The sequence below is a fragment of the Acinetobacter sp. AYS6 genome (genome assembly GCF_025630795.1).
GTDB lineage: Bacteria > Pseudomonadota > Gammaproteobacteria > Pseudomonadales > Moraxellaceae > Acinetobacter.
Genome location: NZ_JAOTNV010000005.1, coordinates 410,167 through 435,260, shown reverse-complemented (window position 1 = coordinate 435,260; position 25,094 = coordinate 410,167). Strand labels below are relative to the sequence as shown.

Annotated in this window: 20 protein-coding genes; 11 read left to right on the top strand and 9 right to left on the bottom strand. The window is 35.9% G+C overall.

Features of this window, described 5'->3' with window-relative positions; genetic code table 11:
• Positions 1–43: 43 nt before the first annotated feature.
• The 4 genes from OD757_RS06780 to OD757_RS06765 form a co-directional block, all read right to left on the bottom strand.
• Complete coding sequence (locus tag OD757_RS06780) at positions 44–763, bottom strand: FadR/GntR family transcriptional regulator (RefSeq protein WP_263031315.1); 720 nt, start codon at positions 761–763, stop codon at positions 44–46.
• Between the two features lie 55 nt (positions 764–818).
• A complete protein-coding gene (locus tag OD757_RS06775) occupies positions 819–1,589 on the bottom strand; it encodes a nuclear transport factor 2 family protein (RefSeq protein ID WP_263031314.1) in 771 nt (256 codons plus the stop codon).
• 26 nt (positions 1,590–1,615) lie between these two features.
• Positions 1,616–3,049 (bottom strand): gamma-aminobutyraldehyde dehydrogenase, encoded by a 1,434-nt coding sequence (locus OD757_RS06770; protein ID WP_263031313.1) that lies wholly within the window; start codon positions 3,047–3,049, stop codon positions 1,616–1,618.
• A gap of 329 nt (positions 3,050–3,378) precedes the next feature.
• Positions 3,379–3,801 (bottom strand): Lrp/AsnC family transcriptional regulator, encoded by a 423-nt coding sequence (locus tag OD757_RS06765; RefSeq protein ID WP_002120489.1) that lies wholly within the window; start codon positions 3,799–3,801, stop codon positions 3,379–3,381.
• A 135-nt stretch (positions 3,802–3,936) separates the two neighbouring features.
• On the opposite strand from OD757_RS06765, the gene OD757_RS06760 reads away from it, so the two are divergent.
• From OD757_RS06760 to OD757_RS06750, 3 genes are all read left to right on the top strand, one after another.
• Positions 3,937–5,172 (top strand): aspartate aminotransferase family protein, encoded by a 1,236-nt coding sequence (locus tag OD757_RS06760; protein WP_263031312.1) that lies wholly within the window; start codon positions 3,937–3,939, stop codon positions 5,170–5,172.
• A complete protein-coding gene (astA, locus tag OD757_RS06755; RefSeq protein WP_263031311.1) occupies positions 5,169–6,263 on the top strand; it encodes an arginine N-succinyltransferase in 1,095 nt (364 codons plus the stop codon). The genes OD757_RS06760 and astA overlap by 4 nt, the downstream gene beginning before the upstream one ends.
• A gap of 401 nt (positions 6,264–6,664) precedes the next feature.
• On the top strand, positions 6,665–8,128 hold the full coding sequence (locus OD757_RS06750) for an amino acid permease (protein WP_263031310.1): 1,464 nt from the start codon (positions 6,665–6,667) through the stop codon (positions 8,126–8,128).
• 165 nt (positions 8,129–8,293) lie between these two features.
• Here the strand turns inward: OD757_RS06750 and OD757_RS06745 are convergent, their stop codons facing one another.
• The 5 genes from OD757_RS06745 to OD757_RS06725 form a co-directional block, all read right to left on the bottom strand.
• Complete coding sequence (locus OD757_RS06745; RefSeq protein ID WP_263031309.1) at positions 8,294–9,019, bottom strand: hypothetical protein; 726 nt, start codon at positions 9,017–9,019, stop codon at positions 8,294–8,296.
• 10 nt (positions 9,020–9,029) lie between these two features.
• Complete coding sequence (locus OD757_RS06740; protein WP_263031308.1) at positions 9,030–9,377, bottom strand: hypothetical protein; 348 nt, start codon at positions 9,375–9,377, stop codon at positions 9,030–9,032.
• 298 nt (positions 9,378–9,675) lie between these two features.
• Positions 9,676–10,284 (bottom strand): hypothetical protein, encoded by a 609-nt coding sequence (locus tag OD757_RS06735; protein WP_411267181.1) that lies wholly within the window; start codon positions 10,282–10,284, stop codon positions 9,676–9,678.
• Positions 10,268–15,874, bottom strand: coding sequence for a phospholipase effector Tle1 domain-containing protein (locus tag OD757_RS06730; RefSeq protein ID WP_263031307.1), 5,607 nt, complete (start codon positions 15,872–15,874; stop codon positions 10,268–10,270). Before OD757_RS06730 ends, OD757_RS06735 begins: the two co-directional genes overlap by 17 nt.
• A gap of 25 nt (positions 15,875–15,899) precedes the next feature.
• A complete protein-coding gene (locus OD757_RS06725) occupies positions 15,900–17,021 on the bottom strand; it encodes a TadE/TadG family type IV pilus assembly protein (RefSeq protein WP_263031306.1) in 1,122 nt (373 codons plus the stop codon).
• Positions 17,022–17,093: 72 nt separating this feature from the next.
• Here OD757_RS06725 and OD757_RS06720 point away from each other — a divergent pair, with 72 nt between their 5' ends.
• From OD757_RS06720 to OD757_RS06685, 8 genes are all read left to right on the top strand, one after another.
• Complete coding sequence (locus tag OD757_RS06720; protein WP_151768311.1) at positions 17,094–17,375, top strand: hypothetical protein; 282 nt, start codon at positions 17,094–17,096, stop codon at positions 17,373–17,375.
• Positions 17,376–17,473: 98 nt separating this feature from the next.
• Positions 17,474–18,838 carry a Tad domain-containing protein gene (locus OD757_RS06715; protein WP_263031305.1) on the top strand — a complete coding sequence of 455 codons (1,365 nt, stop codon included), beginning with the start codon at positions 17,474–17,476 and terminating at the stop codon, positions 18,836–18,838.
• A gap of 8 nt (positions 18,839–18,846) precedes the next feature.
• Positions 18,847–19,578, top strand: coding sequence for a TadE/TadG family type IV pilus assembly protein (locus OD757_RS06710; protein WP_263031304.1), 732 nt, complete (start codon positions 18,847–18,849; stop codon positions 19,576–19,578).
• On the top strand, positions 19,575–20,210 hold the full coding sequence (locus tag OD757_RS06705; protein ID WP_263031303.1) for a hypothetical protein: 636 nt from the start codon (positions 19,575–19,577) through the stop codon (positions 20,208–20,210). Before OD757_RS06710 ends, OD757_RS06705 begins: the two co-directional genes overlap by 4 nt.
• A gap of 180 nt (positions 20,211–20,390) precedes the next feature.
• Positions 20,391–21,227, top strand: a complete 837-nt coding sequence (gene cpaB / locus OD757_RS06700) for a Flp pilus assembly protein CpaB (protein WP_263031302.1) — start codon at positions 20,391–20,393, stop codon at positions 21,225–21,227.
• Positions 21,220–22,569 (top strand): type II and III secretion system protein family protein, encoded by a 1,350-nt coding sequence (locus tag OD757_RS06695; protein ID WP_263031301.1) that lies wholly within the window; start codon positions 21,220–21,222, stop codon positions 22,567–22,569. The genes cpaB and OD757_RS06695 overlap by 8 nt, the downstream gene beginning before the upstream one ends.
• Positions 22,547–24,256: an ATPase, T2SS/T4P/T4SS family gene (locus tag OD757_RS06690; protein WP_263031300.1), complete on the top strand. Its 1,710-nt coding sequence runs from the start codon at positions 22,547–22,549 to the stop codon at positions 24,254–24,256. Before OD757_RS06695 ends, OD757_RS06690 begins: the two co-directional genes overlap by 23 nt.
• Positions 24,257–25,093, top strand: coding sequence for a type II secretion system F family protein (locus OD757_RS06685; protein WP_263031299.1), 837 nt, complete (start codon positions 24,257–24,259; stop codon positions 25,091–25,093). It begins immediately after the preceding gene.
• Position 25,094: the final 1 nt, after the last annotated feature.

Genomic DNA, 25,094 nt, shown 5'->3' with positions numbered 1-25,094 from the left:
TATTTCTCACTTGATACTTTATAAGCGCTCTACTTTATTGTTTTTATTCGATAGATAACTTATATCGAAGCATTTGGTCTGTTAGCATCGAAATGATTTTTCGTGCTTGAATAACAGCATCATCTTCATTGCCTTGAACAAAAGATGATAAAAGTTGGTGATATTGTGCGACGACCGATTGATGAAATTGATCATCTTGGTAAAGCACAGCAATGAGCGGTGCCCACTCGGCTTGTATAGTTAACTCTTGATTTGCCAAGCGAGCTGATTGGGCAAACGAGGTGAGTGTCAGCAAGCAACGTAAATCAAGTTGAGCACGTATGTCTGCTTCAACGGCCTGTTCAAATTGCTCAATAAGCTCTTTGATTTTATTCAGTTCATATTCAGTGGTTCTTTGTGCGGCTAAATAGGCGCCATGACTTAAAATTGCACTATGAAACTCGCCTAGATCAGCTAGATATTCATTGGAAGCTTGACGTAGCGGATGTTTGTTTAAGAGCAAATCAGGTGGTAACTCACAAACAAAACTTCCGCCGTTTCGCCCGCGTCGTGTATCAATCAGACCCTTTACGCGTAAAGTATTTAACGCTTCACGAACGGTAATGGGTGACACTCCCATTAAGCGAGCTAAATCCGCCTCGTTAGGAAGTTGTTCATTACTTTTAAGCAATCCAGAGATAATTGCATTTTCTAAGCGTTCTACAACTTGTTCCGATCGAGTTGCCTGAGCGATAGGTGCAAAAATTATCGTATATGCTGACATGGCGAATTCTCTAAAAGCTAAGTCAGAGACTTAGCTTAATGAAACGGATAAATGATTAAAACACGCCATATTGATGGACTGCCTGTTCATCTTCAGGCACGGCTGGTATTGCATCCCAAAGTTCAACAATCTTGCCGTTATCCACACGCCATAGTTCAAAATAGGCATGTCGATTACCAGCAATATTTCCTTCAGAATGTGTCAATACAAATTGACCATCAGCAATGGAGCGATGAGTTTTGGAGTATACCAAACCTTGTCCTTCATTACGGATATTGTTCAAAAAATCAATCACTGCCTTAACACCATCGCCAATATCTGGGCTATGTTGAATGAACTGATCATTGTGGGTGTATTCTTTAAATGCTTCGTAATTGCCATCAATTAATGACTTTTTAAAGAAAGAGGTCACAATCTCACGATTTTTCTCTGGGTCATGGTGAGTCACGATTTCAGTTGGGCCATCTAATTGTGTTCTACCACTTACATTTGGAGCGGCTTCTGCCACCAGACCATCCCAGTGTTCCACAATTTTGCCATCTTTGACTCGGTAAATATCAAAACCAACCAAAGGGTTTTCATCTAATCCCTGAAAGCGGCCATGAATTGCAACCAAGTCGCCATCTGCAAGTACACGTACAGCTTCATGCTGCATGTCCGGGCAGTCTTCTACCAGTTGGCGAAGTCCGGAAAGACCATTTGCAACCAAAGGTGAGTGCTCAATAAAGTCTTCAGAAAAATAACGGTCCAAAGCAGTGGTGTCGTGCAAATTAAATAGCTCGTGATGGGCTTTAGTCACCAAGTCTTTCATTTCTTGTTTATTCATTTTGATCTCCTTTTCAAAACTAATTTTTATTGTTCATTTGAACTCATCACATGCTTAACGCGAGTATATTCTTCAAATCCATAGCCTGATAAATCTTTACCATAACCTGATTTTTTGAAACCGCCGTGCGGCATTTCTGCGGTGAGTGGAATATGGGTATTAATCCAAACTGTACCGAAATCGAGTTCACGAGACAGGCGAGTTGCGCGCGCATGGTCTTTTGTCCAAACACTTGATGCCAAGCCATATTCAATATCGTTGGCTTTTTCAATTGCATCATTTTCATCGGTAAATTTTTGAACAGTGATGACCGGTCCAAAAATTTCATTCTGAATTGCTTCATCGTGTTGTTTTAAGCCACTAATGACGGTTGGTTCAAAATAGAAGCCCGGACGGTCTGCTTGTTTTCCACCAGTTTCAACTTTGGCGTGGGCAGGTAAATTGTCAATAAAGGCTTTAACATTCTTTAATTGATTGGCATTGTTAAGTGGACCATAAAGTGCGTCTTGATCATCTGGTTCACCAAAACGAGTATTTTTTGCAGCTTCAACTAACTTGCTTAAAAATTCATCATGAACAGATTCAGCCACAATCACACGCGTTGCCGCAGTACAGTCTTGGCCTGCGTTGAAATAGCCCGTTAATGCAATCATTTCCACTGCTTTATCAATATCGGCATCTTCAAAAACTACCACAGGCGCTTTACCACCCAGCTCAAGATGAGCTTTTGCTAAATTTGCAGCAGCAGAAGCTGCAACTTGTAATCCGGCACGAACTGAGCCTGTGATAGAAACGAGTGCAGGGGTCTTATGTGATACAACTTTTGAACCCACCTGAGCTTGTCCTAACACCACGTTAAATGCACCTTTAGGGAAAAATGGTGCAGCAATTTCAGCAAGTAAAAGCGTACTTTCAGGCGTGGTATCACTTGGTTTAAGTACCACTGTGTTACCTGCGGCCAAAGCAGGCGCAATTTTCCAAACAGCCATCATGAGTGGATAGTTCCAAGGTGTAACTTGCCCAACTACACCGACTGGTTCGCGGCGAATAGAAGAGGTTAAACCTTCTAAATATTCACCTGAAGCAGTGCCATTAAGTAGGCGAGCAGCTCCGGCAAAGAAACGAACCTGATCTGCTGATGCACCCACTTCTTCAGATGCAATTAAGTGTTTTAACTGACCTGTATTACGACTTTGAGCCTCAATTAAACGCTCTGCATTTGCTTCAATGGCATCTGCCAATTGAAGTAAAGCTTTTTGACGAGTCGAAGGTGTACTGCGTCCCCAAATTTTAAATGCTTCTTTTGCAGCGGCATAAGCTGCATCAACTTCTGCCTCGGTTGCATTCGGTGATTGTGCATAAACTTCACCAGTCACCGGGCTTACCAAGTCGAAATAATCATTTCCTTTGCTAGCAACATATTCGCCGTTAATAAAGTGTTGTAGTTGAGTTTTAGCCATTTTTTATACCTTGTCCTTAGGTTTTAACATATAACATATAATACTATATGTATTATGTTTTAAATTTCCTGTCAAATGCTTTGATGAGGGGAGTCAGCGAAAAAAGTTGGAATTTAAATCAAATTAGATTTTAAGTTTTTGATTTGATTATTTAAAAAAATTAAAAAATTTATTGAAGATTTTTAGGGGATGAACACTGTCGTCGTAGTTCAGTAGATTTGAGGAAAGCCAAGAGCAGAATTTTGCTAATCAAAAGCAGCTTGATGAGCTAAACCAGATGCTTAGCTCATCAATTTTTTGTTTTTATGATTTGAAGTTAAAACGGATGATTAGGTTTTATGACTTGCAAGTAGAATGCTGGTTTCACTGTTATAAATACCAGAAATATTTCTGATTCTCTCTAAAACTTTATCGAAGTTTTCTAAGGTGTCAGAGCGTAGTTCAACCAAAATATCCCATTTACCGTTAGTTTTATGCAGACATTCCACGGCACTTTCTAGGCGTAGTTCTTTAATCACAGACTGTGCTTTGGTGCCTTCGACCATAATGCTCATCCATGCACGAATAACGTTGCGTTCTGCATTGGGCTTAAACCTTACCGTATATCCAGTAATGATGCCCGAAGACTCCAAATACTCGATTCTCTTTTTAACCGTTGCGCGTGAAACGTGAACTTTTTCGGCTAACTCGGTAACAGACATCCGTGCGTTATCTTTAAGTAAACCTAAAATAATTTGATCAATGTTATCCATATTGTAATTGTCAATTATCAAATTGGTAAAAAATAATTCATTTTTGACTGAATTACAAATTTTGTGAATCAATTTGATTTTGAATAATAGGGTCATCAGTTAAGCCTAATAATTCAATTTAATGGACTAGATAAGATGAATAATTTTGCAGTTTCTCGTAATGACTTTAACGAGTGGATGGTTCCAGTTTTTGCACCGGCAAATTTCATTCCGGTACGTGGCGAAGGTTCACGTATTTGGGATCAAGAAAATAAAGAATATATTGATTTTGCAGGCGGGATTGCAGTAAATGTATTAGGTCATGCGCATCCAGTGGCAGTAAATGCTTTAACAGAACAAGCAACAAAACTTTGGCATGTCGGTAACGGTTATACAAATGAACCCGTTCTACGCCTTGCAAAACAACTCACCGAAAATACATTTGCAGATAAAGTGTTCTTCTGTAACTCAGGTGCTGAAGCGAACGAAGCTGCTTTAAAACTGGCTCGTAAAGTTGGTCTAGACAGCGGCGTTGCTGGCAAAAGTGGCATTGTGGCATTTAATAATGCTTTCCATGGCCGTACTTTATTTACTGTTTCAGCGGGTGGTCAACCTAAATATTCACAAGACTTTGCGCCACTTCCAAATGGCATTAACCACGTTGCTTTTAACGATTTAGAAGCTGCCAAAGCAGTAATTAATGAGCAAACATGTGCCGTTATTGTTGAGCCGATCCAAGGTGAAGGCGGCGTTATTCCTGCTGATCTCGAATTTTTAAAAGGTTTACGTGCACTGTGTGATGAGTTTGGCGCCTTACTTATTTTTGATGAAGTGCAAACTGGTGTTGGCCGTACAGGCACACTTTATGCCTACATGAACTCTGGTGTTATTCCAGATGTGTTAACGACTGCAAAAGCATTAGGTGGTGGTTTCCCAGTAGGCGCAATGTTAACAACTGATAAGTTTGCTCCACATTTTTCAGTGGGTACACATGGTACGACTTATGGCGGTAACCCTTTAGCAAGTGCGGTTGCAGGTGCAGTATTTGAGTTTATTAATACGCCTGAAGTGCTTAACGGTGTTAAAGAGCGTCATGACTACTATAAAAATGCTTTAAATCAATTAAATGAAAAATATGAAATTTTTCAAACGATTCGTGGTGAAGGTTTACTGATTGGTTGTGCTTTAAAAGCCGAGTTTGCTGGTAAAGCAAAAGACATTAATAATCTTGCGGGCGAAGAAGGTTTATTGAGTTTGATTGCTGGTCCAAACGTTATACGTTTTACTCCGTCTTTGATTATTCCATTTGCCGATATTGATGAAGGTCTAAAACGCTTCGAACGTGCGCTTGCTCGCTTTGTGGAAATTCAAAAGGATGAACAAGCAGCATGATGATTATTCGTTACATCGAACCTAAAGATGTTAATGATCTTTACCTGTTGGCGCAAAAGGCAGGTTTTGGTTTGACATCTTTGCAGCCCAATATGGAAAAACTTGCTGCGCGTATTGAGCGGGCGTGTAAAACAGTCGCAGGCGAACTCCCCAAGGCAGATCAGGTTTATTTATTTGTTTTAGAAGATACTGAACTCAACAAAGTTGTCGGTGTTTGCGGAATTGAAGTCGCGCTCGGTTTAAAAGAACCTTGGTACAACTTTCATGTAGGAACCCAAGTTCATGCGTCAGAACCCTTAAGTGTTTATAACGCTTTACCGACTTTGTATTTGAGTAATGACCATACCAACTGTAGTGAGCTTTGTACTTTATTTTTAGACCCTGACTATCGCTTAAATAAAAATGGCAAATTTTTATCGAAAGTCCGTTTCTTATTTCTCTCAGCATTCCGTCAATATTTTGAAGAAACCATTGTTGCTGAAATGCGTGGATACTCTGATGCCAATGGACAATCACCTTTTTGGAATGCGGTAGGACATAAGTTTTTTAATATTGAATTTACCAAAGCTGATTATTTGAGTGGAGTCGGGCAAAAGGCTTTTATTGCTGAGCTGATGCCAAGACATCCCCTCTATGTCGATATGTTACCTGACGATGCTAAAGCTGCGATTGGAATTGTTCACCCAAATACCCGACCAGCCTACAACCTCTTGCTTGAAGAAGGACTGCGCTACAAAGGCTATGTCGATATTTTTGATGGTGGTGCGACCTTGCAAGCAGATATCGAAAATTTACGGGCGATTAAAGAAAGTCAGTCTGTAACGGTACAAATTGAACAATCTGAAAATATCGCTGTAGGGGATGAAGCTTACATTGTGGCGAATGATGATTATGAAAATTATCGCGCCATTCTTGTGTATAGCCAGCCTCATCAGAACATATTGCAGTTAACAAAAGAACAGGCAAAACAATTGAATGTCGAAAATGGCTTTTTAGTTCGTGTGCTAAGTGTTCAAGTTAAACAGGTTGCGAGTCCAGAATTGGTCAATAAACTCAAAGCCACTGAACATTCTCGAATGGCTGTTAATTAAGCGAAAATTACTATACATTTCACCAAATTTAAGAAGGAATACTATATTATCGCTAGCGCAAGATTTGTATATGGATAAACACAATCTTGCTCGCTGAGCTGGAATTAATTAGCCTGTTTCTATTATATGAAAGACAGATAATTAAAATATTTAATTTATTTATATATTTTAATTGTGTGCTGAAATTATATTAATAGACGATGGGCTAATATAATAATGAAGGAAAGGATTTATGATGGATTTTTATGGTTGTAGGTAATAGCTTTTAAAAAGGAATTTATAAGGTTTTAAGTGATTTAATAATATTATTAACATGATTTAATGGACTAAATTAATAATCATATAATTTATTTATTATTAAAGCATTTACGACGGTTGCTATAAATTGGAGTAAATATTACATGAGTAAGAATAACGGAAAGCAGTTCCTGGAAGGAGATCTTCTTGGTAGTCAACATATGACTGAGCAAGAAGAAGAGAAATTGCAGCGCTCATTAACCAATCGTCATATTCAGATGATTGCGATTGGCGGTGCAATTGGTACTGGATTATTTATGGGTTCTGGAAAAACATTAAGCATTTCAGGTACTTCAATTGTTTTAACCTATTTAATTATTGGTTTTTTCTTTTTCTTCGTAATGCGAGCAATGGGTGAGTTGCTGCTGGCGAATACTAATTTTAAAACATTCGCCGATTTTGCAACGGCTTATCTTGGCCCGTGGGCAGGTTTTTTTCTGGGTTGGTCCTATTGGTGTAACTGGATTATTACTGCGATTGCAGACGTAATTGTGATCGGAGGGTACATGCAGTTTTGGTATCCCGATTTACCCGTCTGGATTCCTGCATTTACTTCCTTAGCAATTTTAACCATACTCAATTTTGTAGCTGTTCGGCTATTTGGTGAGCTTGAGTTTTGGTTTTCCCTCATCAAAATTACTGCAATTATTCTGTTTATTCTGGCTGGTATTTATTTAATTGGTACCGGATTTACTTCTCCAAATGGTGTTAAAGCATCGGTTAGCCATTTGTTTGAAACAGAATCAATGTTCCCATATGGGGTAACTGGTTTCTTGGCCGGCTTTCAAATTGCCATTTTTGCGTTTGTAGGTATTGAGCTTGTCGGGACAACTGCTGCTGAAACAAAAGACCCGCACACCTCACTTCCAAAAGCCATTAACTCGATTCCTTTACGCATTTTGCTATTCTACGTAGGCGCATTGGTTTGTATTATTGCCGTTACATCTTGGGCTAAGGTTTCACCAGAAAAAAGTCCATTTGTAGAAATGTTTACTTTGGTCGGGTTACCAATTGCAGCGGGTTTAATCAACTTTGTTGTTGCGACTTCAGCTTTATCTTCTGCAAATAGTGGAATCTTTGCGACCAGCCGTATGTTATATGGTTTAGCTTTAGACAATGATGCGCCTAAAAGCTTTAGTAAACTATCAAAAAGAAAAGTTCCGATTAGAGGCCTCGTATTTTCAATGGCTTGTGTGACGCTTGGAACATCCATTTTGTTTATTGTTCCAAATGTTATGACAGCGTTTACGATTATTTCAGCGCTTACTTCAATTTTATGTATTTTTACATTCATGCTGATTGTGCTTTCATATATTTATTATCGTAAGAAAAGCCCAGAATTACATATTCAGTCAAAATATAAAATGCCGGGTGGCTTATTTATGGCATGGTTTACGATGCTATTTTTAGTTTTTACTATTGTAATTTTAGCATTAGATCATGACACTCTGATTGCTTTAGAGTTTTCACCAGTATGGTTTATTGGTTTGTTTATTGCCTATAAGTATAAAAAGAAAAAGATGTTGCAGCTCGACATTTTAAAAACTCAAAAGGTTGATTATATTTAAATAACTTTTAGTAGTTTTATTAGAAATCTTAGTATTTTAAACCCAATAAAAAAAGCCTCATTAGGAGGCTTTTTTATAATCTATGCTCATCGAACTGAGTAAGTAAAGAGTTAGCAAAGGTGATGATATCATTGCTGAATGTAATAATATTTATACTCAATAGTATTATTTTCCTACAATCTCACCTTTACGATTCATGGTCACATGACCTGCGAATTCGTTAAGATTGATAATATTTCCATAACCAGTAAATTGTTCTAGCCTAATTTCCTTACCTTTTTCATCGACAATAGAACTCCATTGATCCATTAGAATTGGAACTTTAAAACCATTGAAAGTGTTATTCGTGGTCTGAACTCGAGGGGAGTGGTCTAAAACAATTGCATAGGCTTGATCATTTTTTTGAGTGAGGGTAAAGGTATTGCCATCAATAACGGTATCAGGGGAGAATTTGACGTAAAGGATGTTTGGTATAGATGTTTTGTCATTCCAGCGATCAGGAAAGATTTGTTTAGAAATATCTATAAAAAATGATTGATTTAACTTAATTAATAAAAAGTTTTTTTTATCTTTATCAATATTCGCCTGTGAAATAATTTGATTTTTCTGTATGGTAGATTTTGACCCATCAATATTTATATTTTGAGTAATAATAAGTTTTGAGTTTAATATACCTCCTCCCCATGAGCGTAAATAAATATGATAAGGACTAGCATATAGTTTATTAATGAAACTATTTTCTATAGATTCATTTTCATATTGTTGTGCATAGATAAAATCAACTTTTTCATCTGACTTCCCAATTTGTTTCTTGGTGTTGAAATTAGGAGAAAAATACCCTCCTCCAAGAAATATATTAGTGTTGAGTATAACTCCATTTGTAATTTGCATATTAGAAGTTCTAAGTTCTAAGTTCTAATTCAGAGTTATGTTGATTAGAAAAATTCCAGACATGTCCTTGCAAATCTAATTGTTGATTTTTTAATTTCAGAATAACGCCGACAGGGTCTATTGGTCCATAGTAACCACTGCTTCCTTCGGCGGCGAGAAATGCCAACCAGTCCTTTTTCCGTTTTCTTGGTTTTAAGGCGATAAAATCACGAGTTGCACAGACTTTAGTTATATTTTTTTCATTCAATATACTTTGTCCACATATTGGAAAGTTATATTCTAGAGAAGGTCTTTCCTGTGCCGCAAAAGAACAACTTGAAAACATTAAAAGACCGAAAATAGGGATTAATTTTTTCATTGATTGAGATATTTCTCTGGTTCAACTTTAGAGGTATGCGGAATGTACCAAATTCCATTCGTATATCTGAAAACTTAAATTTTTCACACTCAGACCATATATTCTTAAAATAAGTAAAGGCTATGTTGTGATGAATATACAACAACTTTTGTTATCATTCGATTTTGATATTCATATAAATTATTTTTTACATCAAAAAATCCTTTAATTTATAACTAGGGCCAACGATAAATTTTTCTCTATCTGTGAATAAAAAAATGACAACAACACAACGAGTTGCCATTTATTCTAAAGATAATTAGTTCCAGTTTTTCTGATAAGGAACTTTCCAGTAAAGTTTGGTTGTAATGGTGTAGGTGCCATCTGGATTAAGGGAAATATTGTAATGAATTTCCTTCCCTCGCTTTGGATCACCTTTACCCTCCGGGAGCTGATTTTTATATTTTGCAACTTCTTGTGGGGGGTAAAGAACTATTTGTTTCCAAGATGAAGTTGGAAGCTTATCAATTGCTAATTGTATTTTTTTTTCATTTTGTTTGTCATAAGCTAAAAGTGTTTCTAAAGGAGGTTGTTTTCCTAAAGGTATATTGTCAAGATTAAATGCAGTACGGCTATTGCCCATACCAGCTTTTACTTGTTCTTCATAAGTCAGCCAAGAGGTATATTCAATAACAATTTTTTCAGGAACATAACCTTCGGGTGATACCTTACAACTATCTGATAAGTCGTTATACTTTAACTTTGGATTAATCTTAAAATTATTGCATTCAGGCCAGGTATTTTTATAAATATAGCTTTTATTTTGTCCTTTTATTGAGAAACTGATACTATTTTCCATCATAGATGAGCATCCTGTACTTGACCCTAGCAGTATTATTAATAAGCTATTTTTAATGAGTTTGGCCATTATAAACTCCCTCTTTAGGTTTAAATGTTAATACTGTTCCATAATTGGTTTTAATCCAGTCTAGGTATTTTTGTGTTTGGATTGCTTCACGTTGTTGAGTAGGGTCATAAACAATAGTTGCAGTACCTGTGACATCATTAGACTTTCGTTCCTGATATTCGGTTAATGCCCTGCATCCCCCAATAATTTCCTTGGGTTTACAATCAGAATCATGAGTAAATTCTTGTTCAATTTGTAAAAGTTGTTGAAATTTTCCAGGATTGGTTGGTCCATATTGAGCATTTTGAAATTGCAAAGTTTGTTCCCAATTCAGTTTTAAGTGGTTGGTTTGCGAACTGGCACTTGCTTGCTCAGCAGATTGGGCATATCCTGCTAAATATTTCGCGAGTGTTGTTTGGTCCATACCAGTCAAATGTTGATTAATGTGTGTATTATCTGAATTCGCCCAAGCAAATTGTCTTCCTGGTTCAAAATATGGACCAACTGTTATACCTCGACCATCGCCACTGACTTTATTTCCTGTACTGTCGTGAATAATTGGATCACTTACAACGTTGTATTCACGTTTAGCAATGAGTTTGTCATTAAAAACAATGCCTGCATTTTTAGCTTGGTCAATCATCCACATTAGAGCAACATCACTAATGTCACCATCACTATAACCACCACCTATGTCTGAATGGGCACCCATAAAGCCACGTTCAACACGAGTATTGATTTGTTGCTTTAAGGTTGACTGATATTGTTTTCCATCTTTCTTTTGAGCATCAGCAGAACTGCTATAAATTGATCGTGCCATAAAACCTTTACGATGTTCATTCATAGCAACAGCATGAGCAACAGATTTAAAACGCTCGGATACCGCAACAGTCATATTGTTAGACTTAACATACTGAGTCATATCATCTGAAGGGTCTAAGCCAAGTGCAGGAACACTGTCCCATACACCCATAAATCGGAAATTTATACTGATATTGTATTTCGACTTTAAACAATCTAGGTTGAGTCTACCCCAGTCTGTTTTTACTGCTGTAATAGATTGATAAGATGGATTAAGAACAGCATCACGTTGATTTGGAGAATAACTTTGTGTGAGGAGATATTCTAATTTACTTGCAAACATTCGAGCACTGGCTGCACCACGGCTAAATCCAATAGTATCAATATCAATAATTTGTTCAGTTTTATTAGCTCCAGCTTTTTTCTGCTCTTCTATTAGCTTTTGCACATATTGTGAAAAATAGATCAGCATTTGATCAACACGGTTAGGGAGGGATCCACCTGTAGCATTGTCAATGAGATTTAGTGATGTAGAGTTTGAACCAATATTAGAGTATTGGTCTTCCGTTCCTGCACCTGCAATATAAAAAACATTGTCATGATTTTTAGTCAGTCCTGTTTCAGCATTACTAGAGAACTGTTTTATCTGATTTTTCCAAAGGGTTTGAGTTACATCCATTTGTCCTTTCGATGCATAGGCATCCATAAACTTTTCAACATTACTAGGGTGGTCATTTGTATCTGTATTCCCTGTACCATCGAAAGCAAATAACAACAAACCTTGAGGGTCAAAATACTGGTTAGGCTGTTGATTGACATAACCATATAAATTTTCACCACCTGCTAGTCCTAATGGATCTGGGGTAGTATAGCGACCTGTAGTAGGATCATAATAACGGTAGCCGTTATAGTAAAGTCCAGTTTCCGTATCGGTATATTGCCCAGCATAACGAATATTTAATTGGTACCCTTGACTTATAATATTGGATTCACCAAATAATGCTTTGCCTTGATCTTGCCATACAATGCGTTGCAGTTGATCTGTGACCATACGTGGTCTTCCCATGTAGTCATTAACTACGTAATACCATTTTGCATCTGGTTCCTGATCGGTAAATAGGGCTGTAAAACGTTGCCATAATGTCAATGGTACGGAGTTTGGTTTATGACCATGTCCTGCATAGTCCATAATGGCTAATAACCGATCGCCTGTATAAATATATTGTCGAGTAATGTGGCCTTCTGCATTTAATTCACCAGCAAGTTGAGTTCCATTATAGAAGTAGTAGCTAATTTGAGGATGTTTTAAAGGCTTTTGCTGTTGATCGACATAAATCGTTTTTTTAATACGCTGGCCTGCATCATTGTATTGATAGTCTGCAACCAATTGTTGACCACGCCATACTTTTGCAATTTGTCCGTTTATATAACTAAAGCGAAATTGTCCGTGAGTGGTAGGGTACTGTAGAGGTTCGCCTGCAGTATTATATTGAACAGTAAATTGCAGCGTATTCTTTTGTATACTAGCTAAACGACCAGATTGATAATGATAACCTTGAATACTTTGTTTTGCTTGTTGGTTTTGTCCAATCAAGCGATTTCCAAGTGCATCATAAAAATACATTTCTTGCGGTTCAAGTTTTGCATTAGAGCGAGCGATTACATGCTGCTTGCTATCATATAAATATTCCTGTTGATCTTGTAATAGACCATGATCACTGACTTGGGAAATTTGATGCCTGTCGTTAAAACTCCAATGTTGGCTAAGTAGTAATGTTGGAACTTCATCTGCATAAGCTGATTGGATAAGATTCAAACTTTGTTTTTGAGTTCCTCTAGCATAATGTAAGCCTCGCCAAATGCCTGTAGCAGAGTACTCGAAACCTAAACGAAGTTGATTACCTAAAATATACGTCAGTTGCTTTTGGCCAGATGTTGTATCATCAAAATTTTGTTTTTCAAGTAAAGTCTGTTTAACCCATTGTTGTGGAGTAAGATAGGACATTGTATCTTTACTAGTGGTTAATAAAGTCCCATCTGGTAAAGTCATTCCTAGAGGGATGTCTTTTTTATCATAGTGGTAGTGTGTGACTAAAGGAGACTTGAGGTCCTTATAAGAGATAGAACGACGATCTAAATGACCTTGATCATTATAGTGATATTCTATTGTTTGTAATGGATCTCTAACCTTGACCAAATGTGTACCGAAGTAATCAAAATAGGTCATTTGATTAATAGGTTCTAACGCATTCTTAGCTGGTTGAGTTAAACGGCGTGCTCTTAAGCGATTATAGTCATCATATTGAAATGATAATATTGCGCCTGTTGATAATAGTGCCTGTTTTACTCGATTTGCTTGATCATAACTATAAATCGTTTTGCCTTGTAAGCTCGAGTCTAAAGAGACTAAACGGTTAAAGTCATCGTATTGATAAATTGTTTTAGTACCATCATTTTGAGTAATAATCTTGTGTCCTGGCTTATAGGTATATTCTATTTTGCTTGGAGCAATTAAGCCATTACCTAACGCCGGAACATCCCATTCAGTTTGTATTTGTCCATCCCCAGTATAACGCTGCCACAAAGCATCTCCATGTTGGTTTAGAATTCGACCACTCACGCCATCTGAAAAATAGTCAACATGGCTTAAAACACCTTGCTTGCTATCTGCAATTGTAGTGAGGCGACTATGATCATCATACTTGTAACCCGTTTCGGTAAAAGTCTTATCAGTAAGTTTTTGCTCTAACAATATTTTATTTTCATTATCAAGTTGATAACGTTTTAAACCAGTTTTCGAATCTAGAGTGGCAAGTATTCTATTCGCATCATCATAATAATAAGACTTGATTAAATGGTCATTTATATCAGTGATTGATTGTAAACGGTTTAAATCATCATAATGATATCGTATACCTTGAGTCGACTGCCCGCCATTATTTAACGTAACTTCTGTATGTCGACCATTTGAATCATACTGAAACTTAAAGATTTCAACCTTCGGTTTTGTATCTGTTTCTTGAGAGGTTTTTGTATATTGTATGACTCGTCCTAATGGATCATATTGAGCTGTTGTTTTTGAATGAGAAAAAGGTGTATTCCATGACTCTAACAGGTCATTTTTCCCATAAGTATAAATAATGATATCACTGTCTTTAGGCGAATTAGTTTTTCCGTTAGGTAGAGGACCATCTTCCCAACTGAGCCGTCCTTGAGCATCATAACCATAACGAGTTTCTCGAACTAAAGTTTCACCTAAAGGCGAGAATCCCATTTCTTTAATTGCAATTAATTGATTGTTTTGATTATAAGTATAGCTTTTTCGATATTGCTTTCCCGGAACAACACTTGGATGTGACTCAGCTTTTAAACGACGGAAATCTTGTTGATCAAATTGATTGAGCAGAGGATTGACGAACGAGTGTTGATTTCTTTGCTGTATTAGATAAGATTCATACTCATAGGTTGTGGTCTGAGAAGTTAAACCAGTACCCGATACAGTTTTTGCAATGACCTCACCATGATCATTATATTTTAGGTCAATCGCTCGAATAATTTTACCTGTTGAATCGAGATCAGCAGCATAATTAACTAGTCCTTGAGCATTAAAGCGATATCGCTTATTGACTTCACCACAACTACTACAACCAGCTCCAGAACTTTCTAGTAAATGAAATTGAGTACCATCAATCTGATAAGAATAAGTTGTTTTTTGCCCCAGACTATTGGTTACAATATTTTTAAAGACTGGTTTGTTTTCTGCATAAGTTGCCGGCATATTTTGATAGGTTCTAGCATCATATTGAATTGATACCTTTTCCACACCATTAGCATGTTGGCTTAAAACTGCTCGATCTTGATTGTCATATTGCCATTGAGAAATTAACTTAAACTTTTTTTGAGGCTGATTAAACTGCCATTTTGAGGTCAAGTTATGAATATCACCACCCTGAAACTTAGGGTCATAAGCATATTTAAAACGACGACCATCAGGGTAGACCACTTGAGCCAGATTGTGATTCCGATCGAGGAAATAATAATATTTACCAATAGGAGTTATCACAGTAATTTGAGGTAAACCAAAACGTGTTGTTGTATGCTGAATAGAAAGTTGTTGTCCCTGACCATTTTTAACTGCAACTAAACGTTGTTGTTGATCATAAACAAAAGAAAAATTTAGAGTGGGGTTGTTTTGATCATTATTTGTTGAAGCCGAAATTTTAGTAATGTGTGCAAGACTAGGATCTTGCCCACCTAAATGTTGAAAAAAGTATTCCTGTCCGGTTTGAGTTTTATGCCAAACCCATGCTGAACCATCTATTTTTTTTTCAATCCAGCCATCATTTGGATTTAGTGGTAATGCTCGAATGATAAATTGATTATTGCCAAGAGGAATTTTATTCTTCTTGAAGTTGATGCGCTGCCCAGATTCTAAACGTATTTGTATGATATCTGGTTGTTCATAGAGTTTAATATCAAAAGAACTATACCAACCATAACCTAGTGCTGTATCCGCATGACTTTGACTATTATAAAATCTAGAAAAAGAAAGACCTTTAAATGCTGGAAGCTCTTTAAAGTCATTGATGGTCTCAAATTTATTACCGTTTAGAACATTGATTGGATTCCCAACTCCAGTGTCAAGACCACCACAAGCATAAGTTGGCCCTTCACTTTGGGTAACTATTGCGAATGAAGAGTTTGCGCTACATTGACTAAAGTCAACTACACCAGCATGAGTGGGTAATGAATTTAAACTAGTCGCTAAGCCTAAACTGACTGAGCAAATAGCGAAAATCAAGTTTTTCATATACTAAATTCTTTTAAAGTCATTATTAATAAAAATTTGTTCTCGTTGCACCAGAGCTGCAACTAATTAAATTGTTCGTATCACCAATAATGCTATTGGTGGATGAACTTGTACTACCTGTAGGGGAGTTGTTGCCAATGAGACTGCCTGCCAATTCAGAACCGATATTTGTAATACCCTGAAAGTTCGTTGCATCTTTTTCAAAACTTGAAATTGCAGATTTTTCTGCCGAATCTTGAATATCTTCTAAAAGATCTTTTTCTTTATGACCAACTTGCCATTGCATTGCTTGATTTTCTTGAAGGCGATCAAGTAAATCTTCCCCGACTAAATAACCATTTCGATTAACTGTATTAGTTGGTAGTCCACCCTCAATAGCAGGACTTAGCATTTGAGCAGAAATATCGACCACTATAGGTATTCTGCCAGCAGCTAAAATTCTCAAATTTACAGCATCACGATTACTCGTAAAAAATGAAGTTAATGAACTAAAAATATTCTTCATCATTGGAATGCGTGGTTCATATCCATAGGTAAATCGAAGTTTTAATACATTGGCATCTTGTATGTTTTGCTTTGATTTATCTTTTATTGTCTTAGATTTTGTATCTAAATTATCATTTGGGATAATGCGTACAATTTGTCCAGTTTTAATCTGATAGGCTTTCATTAAAATAGGGTCACTCCAATCATCAAATGATGCTTTAGAAGGATTAACCATATGCATACTGATGAAAGCAGATTCTGTTTTTTTAATAATTTCTTTTAACGCATATCCTTGTAAACCCACTTCAACTAAATTTGGGTTAATTTTTTTTATAGGGCTATTTATATGAGTATCACCAGGTAAATATATTCCAGATGTTGAAAAATAAGGTACTAATCCCTTAAAAAAAGCATTTTGAATTCGCGCTGGATCAGCATTATAAATAGCCCCAGCGCGAGCAGCTTCATATGCTGCATATGTAACATTTAAACGAGCAATATAGATAAGGCCATATTGAATACCAATTAAGCCAATAAATAAGATAAGTGGAGCTATAATTATAAACTCAGTTAGAGAAACACCATTCTGATATTTCTTTCTTTTTTGCACAATAATACCTATAAAAATAAAATAATATTTGTTTCTTAATTGAATTTGCACGATAATACACGAAAATGTACAAAAATAAACTGTACATTTAAAACATTTTATTTTTTTGACTAGGGTGCTTTAATGAAAAAAACAGATTTAAAACTTAATGTAAAAATGAATAAAGTTCGTGGTCAGGGTATGACGGAATATATTATTATTGTGGCTTTAATCGCAATCGCTGCAATTGGGGTGTTTCGTTATTATGGTAATACAGCACGCTCACAAGTGGCAGTTGCGGCAGCAGAATTAGGTGGACAATCTTCTGCAACTGGTAGAACAAATGCAACGAATAATGCAAATAGTGCAACTAAAGAAGGTACTGTTGATAAAAAATTAGGTAGCTATGAACAACAAACAAAATAATTAATTATAAGTAGAGCTATTTAAATTTTCTTGAATAGCTACTCATTATTGTTATTAAAATAATGAGTAGCTATAAATATTATTGAGATGAGGGCGGTATGAAGCATCAATCAGGGCAATCAACAATGTTGATGCTTATTATCTCTTTAATATTAATGTTGACGATAGTTTTTGTTTTTAATACAGCTCAACTATTATCTGAGCGGCAAAAGGCGAAAATGCTTGCCGATCAAGCTGCATATGCAACAGCAACTCGGCAAGCAAGATTATTGAATATAAATGCTTATATTAATCGAACTCAAATTGCTAATCAGTTAGCTATTGCTCAAGGTGTTAGTACAGCTTCTTGGGCTAAATATGCAGCTAAAACCTCTGATAACATTAGTACAGCTACATACTGGTTTCCGCCAGTCAGTGCTGTTTTTTCAAAAATTAGTACTGGCTTAGATTACTTTGCAGATTATATTGGGCCATATATAGAAGCTTATGGGGTTGAAGTTAGGGCGTTAGAGTCGGCACAAGCTGCTTTAAATCTGGTGAGCAATACTACTGTATTAAATACTCCAACAGAATTTGCTGAATTAACAAAAAGTAATAGTTCTGATTATGATGTCCGCTTAGTCATGTCAGCTTCGACCTTTCCAGCTCAGATTATGAAGCAATATGTTGAGAAAGAAAGGCAACGTATGGCTGATGTGGTATTGAGTTCAGCAGATCCTTTTATTACCAACCGCAGTAAAAATGATATTTTACCTAAGCTGATTTTAGCGCCAGGTGGATGGGATGAATATCGTATTCATAAAGCTGGCGGTACTGAATTGGTGCAACTTGATGAATGGAAAGGGGTTGATACTTTATCTATTCATCATTATTACAAAACCATTAAAAGATGGCGGATACGAAGTAGGCATGATGAGATGCCAATTGGTTGGGGTAGCGCACTCGGAAGTCAATTAGGCGAAGATCAAGCACAAAGATCAGGTAGTTATGGAGGAGCAAGCTCAACCAATCCTCGAGCTCGGGATTATTCTGAAAATAATACTCCTCAATGGGATGTTCGAGATAATGGCGGAGAAATGACAGGTGTGGGGATCCCCAAGTTTTATGAATTGAAAGACTTAAATAATAAAGAAATGAATTTTCCATTTGTTATTTCGGTTAAAAAATCTCGCAATAAGCTTGAAACGGTTAATAGAAACTCTAACTTACGAATGTCTCCTAACTTTACGGTACTTGATAATTATGATGAGTTAGAAGGTGGCAAGTTTCGAAATGGTGATATGCAGGCTATTACTCAGGCTGAAGTTTATTTTCAGCGTCCTTGGGAACTTGAGGTAGTTGGAAATCAAATCAATCATGAGTATGGCTCGTTATTTAGCCCTTACTGGAAGGTACGATTATCTGATGATATGGATGTTAGTAAACGGGCGTTGGTAACCGCAGAAGCTGCTTGGTTGAATTGAGAATAAATATGCAAAACAATCAAAAAGGACAATCAATTGCCGAGTTCGCAATTGTGGCAGGAATCCTTAGTATGTTACTGATCGCTATTCCTATGGTTTCTAAACTGGCTACTGTTAAATTAAAATCAGAACAGGCAGCAGATTATGTTGCTTGGAGAGTCAATAAAGGAATTAACACGGATGATTCGGATAAGCTTTCACAGGAAGTTGGACAACGTTTTTTCGCTAGAACTGGTGCTGATGTTTTAAGTGGGCGGAATGCTGATTGTGATGATGCGGCTGATCAGGATATGGCAGGTCAATCATTGGTGCATTGGGATTCTATACAGGTATCCGCTAGTCAGCAAAATGAGAAGTATAGTAAAACATTACGAATTGATCCTTTAGACGTGGCTGCTAAACCTTTTCGAAGTTTAAAATCTAATGGGCAATATACCGTTGACGTTACTGTTCCTGTTAATTTTGTGACAGGTATTATTGATTTCGAATTGCCAGAAACATTTAATATTAAAAGCTCATCAGGAACATTAAGAAATAACTGGGCGGCAAATGAACCAAAAGAAATCAAAAAAATTGTAAAAAAATCCCGCTATTTAATTCCTTATGAACTCATACAAGCCAATATTAATACAGTATATAACGTTGCTGTTGCTTCAATGGGGTTTGAGAAAAAAATTCGTGAAGATGGTATTTATAAAATGGAAATTGTTCCAAATGACCGAAAAGATACATTAAAATGATCAAAAAAAGAAACTTAATATCTATTCTGACTTTAATTTTTTTTATTGCTACAGATGCAAAAGCATGTCTGTTTGGTGATTTGAAAGAAAAGAATATGCAATTGATACCTATTGGTAAAAATACCATATTAAATGGATCAACAATTCAAATGTTTAACTTATTTTCTCCTAGTTGTAGTTTGGAATGTTATATGAGAATTTTAAATGAAAAAAATTTAAGATTCACAAAACAGGGTTCTTTATTTTATATCGGAAAAGAGGGTGGGATTACATTACAACTGTTAAGTTTATCTAATAATGCAATGTCTGCTCGGGTTATTTGTAAGGCGAAAAATAAATTAAAATATATCCAGTTGCCTAACTATATAAAATTAAGTAATCCATCTACTGATTTTCAAAGTGAAGATAATGGTTCTGTTAGTCGGACTATGATGTTTAAGAATTTTAAAAAAAATGATTACTTGAATCTAGTTTATCAAATACAAAAGCAAGCAAAAACGAGTGACTTAAATTCATCATTTTCTTATTTTGAATTAAAAGATGGCAGTGAAGTAAATCTAATCTTTGATATGAGAAAACTAATCAATAATTTAGTTGTTGTGTATGTTGAAAAGAGTATATCGCATGCGTAATTCAATCAACGGAAATACAACTACAGAATACTTAATATGCATGATTTTTGTTCTAACTTTATTAGTTGCTGGTAATAGCATTTTTGGCGATGGAAGTTTTTTCTTTATGTTTAAGGATACTTACGATTTATTTATGAATAAATTTAATGCAACAATTTTGAATTTGGATGCGATACCGTAATGAATTTACCTCATATTAATAAAAAAGTTTTTGCTTTTATTATTTCAATTTTAATCGGGGTATTCAGTATCTGGGGTTTTAAAAAGGCTTTTGATCATAAAGTTGAAAGCCTTACTCAAAAAGGACCTGAAGTTACATATGTTGTGGCGAGTAAAGAGCTAAGTGCTGGAAATCTGATTTCAACCAATATTGTTTCACAAAGAAATGTTCCATCCGAATATCAGCAGTCTAATGCAGTATTGGCTTCTGATTATGATTCCATTGATGGTCTTCCATTAAAGGTGGACTTAAAACCTGGCGATATCATTATGTATTCCATGATTGAGATGAAAAAAGATATCTCTAAGCTTATTCCACCAGGAAGAAGAGCTTTAACGATTCCTGTAGATGATGAAAGTTCAATTTCTACCATGCTGAAACCTGGTGATTTAATTGATCTCATGGTGACTTTGCAAAGTAGCGAGAAAACAGCAACTGTACCTTTAATGCAAGGCGTTAAAATTTTAGCGACCGGAAAGCAAACAGATGTTAATTATGAGGCTGGTGAAACTAGTGGTTATACCAATATTACTTTAGATGTAAGTGCCGAAGATGCTAAGAACATTACCATGGCAGCGAGTATGGGACGAATTTCTGCGGTGCTAAGAAATCCTGATGATCAGGTGATGAGTGATACAACTGGCTTTATACAGTTAATCAATATGCAAAAACAAAATACGGTTGTAAAGACTCCTGTTGTTCAAGTGCCCGTGGTAAAACCTGAGGTTAATTCACATATTCAAGAAAATCAAAAACATTCAGGTTTTAATATTATTTATGGAAATAAAGATGAATAAGTCAACTTTATCTAGAACAATACAGAGCACATCTTTAGCTTTAGTGGCCAGTATTAGTGCATTTCATGTTAGCGCAATGTCTGATGAGTTATATATTGGGGAAACACTTTATCTAAATGATCCAGCTATTACAGATGTTGTTATTGGTAATGATCAAATTGTTAAAGCAAAGAATATTGGTCGTAAAGGTATAGCATTAACAGGCGTGACTGCTGGAGATACCACGGTTAAAATTTGGAATGGTAAACAGTACATTTCATCTGAAGTACATGTTTTTCCGAGTAATTTAAAAAAGACTTTAGAAAATTTGCGTTCAGCTCTAGGTACTATTCCAAATCTGAGCATTAATATTGTTGGTGATAATGTTGTTCTGCAAGGAGCGAATATTAGTTCAGATGATAAAGATAAAATTGATAACTATGCCAGTCTTTTTAAGAATGTTGTCAATTTAGCCAAGACTAAAGAAAATAATGTCCAAGAAAAACAAAAAATGATTTATCTGGATGTTCGTGTTGTAGAAATTTCAACTTCTTCTACTAAAGAAATAGGAATTAATTGGAATACCTCTTCTATTGATGGTCCAAAATTTGGGATTATGGGGGACTTAAAACGAAGTGCCGCTTTTAGTTCAGCCAATAATCCACTTGCTAATAATATTCTTCCATTACCTAAGATTGATCCATTCCAAACATATTTTGGTTTAGCTAGTTATATTGATAGTAAGATTAATCTCTTACAAGAAAATGGAACTGCTAAGATCATTGCTCGACCACTTTTATCTTGTAAAAATGGTGGGAATGCAACTTTCTTATCTGGTGGGCAAATTCCTTATCAATCGTCAGGAGCAACAGGAACGCCTTCGATAGAATTTAAAGACTATGGTATTAAGCTAGATATTCATCCTACAATTTCTAATGAGGGAATTGTCGCTAAAATTTTAGCTGAAGTGAGTACTATTGATTCATCGGTACAAGTATCTGGCGTACCTGGATTTGCAACAAGAAGAACAGAAACAGAGTTTGTGGTTGGTCAAGGACAGACACTCGTACTAAGTGGTTTGGTCGGGGCTGAGAAAAATAGTACTGGAAGTGCAGTTCCTGGTTTAGGAAAAATTCCGATACTTGGTAACTTATTTAAAAGCCGTTCTAATCAAATAAAACAAAATGAACTGGTCTTTTTTGTGACACCTTATGTATATGAAAAAGATTTTGAATCAAAAATGCAGCGCATAGGCCAAAGTGCAGATAGCGTTGCTCAAGCTGAGCTGGGTTCTGGATTAATGCTTCCTAGAAACTATAATTTGCAAGATGAGAATGTTGATGAAACTGAAAATAACAAATAAAAGTCAGGAATCAATATTCACATTTGAAAAGACGGAAATTTTGATTGGTAAGTCGAAGAAATGTGATTTACAACTCAAGGGATGGTTTATAGCCGATCAACATTGTTCACTTAAAAAGTTGAGTGGAGGATATGTTGTTGAGGATTTAAATCGCGGTGCTAATGGGACAGTTGTGAATGGGCGGAAAATTGATTTTTATGGTCCGATTAATTTACAGGTTGATAGTATTGTCATTGGCGGATATACAATTCAACTTTTAGAGGATGATTCAATTGATCAATCTATAAAAGTTGTCAATTTTGAATCGATTGATCAGAACGTATTAGATGCCTTACGAGATACGACAGATGATGAGGCTATTTATAGTACTCAAGTTACCAATATTCCTTATAACTCTAAAACCTATAAGATTCTAGAGGTTGAATGGATTCAGATCTTAAGAGAAAAGTTGGTTAAACAAATGGACTTGAGGCGCAAGGATATTAATACCATGACGCCAGAAGAGTTGAAAGTAGAAACTTTAACATGCTTGGAACAGGTTTTATTTGATGTTGATGAAGAGCTTCCTCAAGTTTTAAATGTAGATAGATTAAAACAAAAGATCATTAATGAGGCGATTGGTTTAGGGCCACTAGAGGAGTTATTAAGTGATCCACAAGTCACTGAAATTATGGTTAATGCGAAGGATGAAATTTTTATTGAACAATCCGGGAAAATTATTAAAAGTGATTTAGAGTTTACTAGTAATAAAGCAATCTTAGATGTAATTGAACGGATTGTGACACCATTAGGACGAAGAATTGATGAAAGTTCTCCTATGGTGGATGCTCGTTTAAAAGATGGTTCTCGTGTAAATGCGATTATTCCACCTTTAGCAATTAAAGGACCCACAATAACTATTCGTAAATTCCCAGAAAAACGAATATTAATTGAAGATCTGGTCAGCTTTTTTAGCTTGAATGATGATATGGCTGATTTTCTTCAACTTTGTGTTGCTGCAAAAAAGAATATTCTAATCTCTGGGGGAACTGGCTCTGGGAAAACCACTTTACTAAATGTGCTCGCAGGATTTATCCCGAATGGTGAGCGTGTGATTACAATTGAAGATGCAGCAGAGCTTAAATTGGATCATGACCATCTGATTTCTTTGGAAGCACGTCCTGGTAATAATGAAGGCAAAGGTACGGTGAATATTCGTGATTTAGTTAAGAACTCATTACGTATGCGTCCTGACCGTATCGTAATCGGGGAATGCCGAGGACCTGAAGCACTTGATATGCTTCAAGCCATGAATACAGGCCATGAGGGCTCACTTTCAACATTGCATGCAAATACACCACGAGATGCGATAGCTCGTCTTGAAACCATGATTATGATGGCAGGTATGGATTTGCCACTTAATGCAATTCGGGAGCAGATTGCATCAGCGGTTGATATTCTCATACAGCAATCCAGATTTTCATGTGGTTCTAGAAAGATTACCTATATCACTGAAGTGACAGGGATTGAGAGTGGTAAAATCCAGCTGCAAGATATTTACAAATTTGATAAAACAGGGCTTGATTTAGAGTCACAAAAAATAAAAGGTTATTTTGGTGCAACAGGGCTTATTCCTACATTCTTACAGGAATTAAAAGAATCTGGTTTTAAAATAGATATTGCTAAATTTCAGAACAGTGGTTTTTAAATGTATATTTATTTAATATTGATTGCTGCTGTTATGGTTGTGTTGACTTATTATCTGATTGTTTCTGAAAGTTTAAGTAATATTTTTTTAAAAAAAACCAATAAATTAGAAGAGCAACTGAACCTTAGCTATGTATTTTTAAACTTAAAGAAAATTCTCTTTATTTATTTTATATTGCTTCTCCTATTTTTTAGTTCAGTACTGCTAATCTTTAAATTTAGTGTGATTTATATATTTGCAGCGATCTTTTTTTCGATTTTACCTTTTCTTTTAATTAAAAGGTTTAAAAAAATACAAGTTGAAAAAATGGAGCAACAATTACCTGATGCTTTGATGCTGATTTCTGGTGGATTAAAGTCGGGAGCTAGCTTAAGTACTGCCTTATTCCAACTAACAAATGAATGTTTACCCCCATTGAAAAATGAGATTGCTTTAATAATTAAAGAGCAGAAAGTTGGTCTACCATTAAATGATGCACTATTCAATTTCCAACAACGCATGCCGATCAATGCGGTCATTCTCATGACAACTAGTATTCGCATTGCTTTAGAAACAGGTGGGGAATTAGCTGAAACTTTAACTAAAGCAGCCGAGACTCTACGTCAAATTAATCAATCAGAAGGAAAAATAAAGGCATTAACAGCACAAGGAAAAATGCAAGCATGGGTGGTTGGTCTAATGCCTATTGCATTGATTTTAGTATTGAGTCAAATGGAACCCGAAGCTATGGATAAATTATGGTCGACTCCAGCAGGTTGGATAGCACTGGCTGGAATCGCAATATTTGAATTGATGGGTATGATCGTTATCAAAAAAATTGTCAATATTGATGTATAAC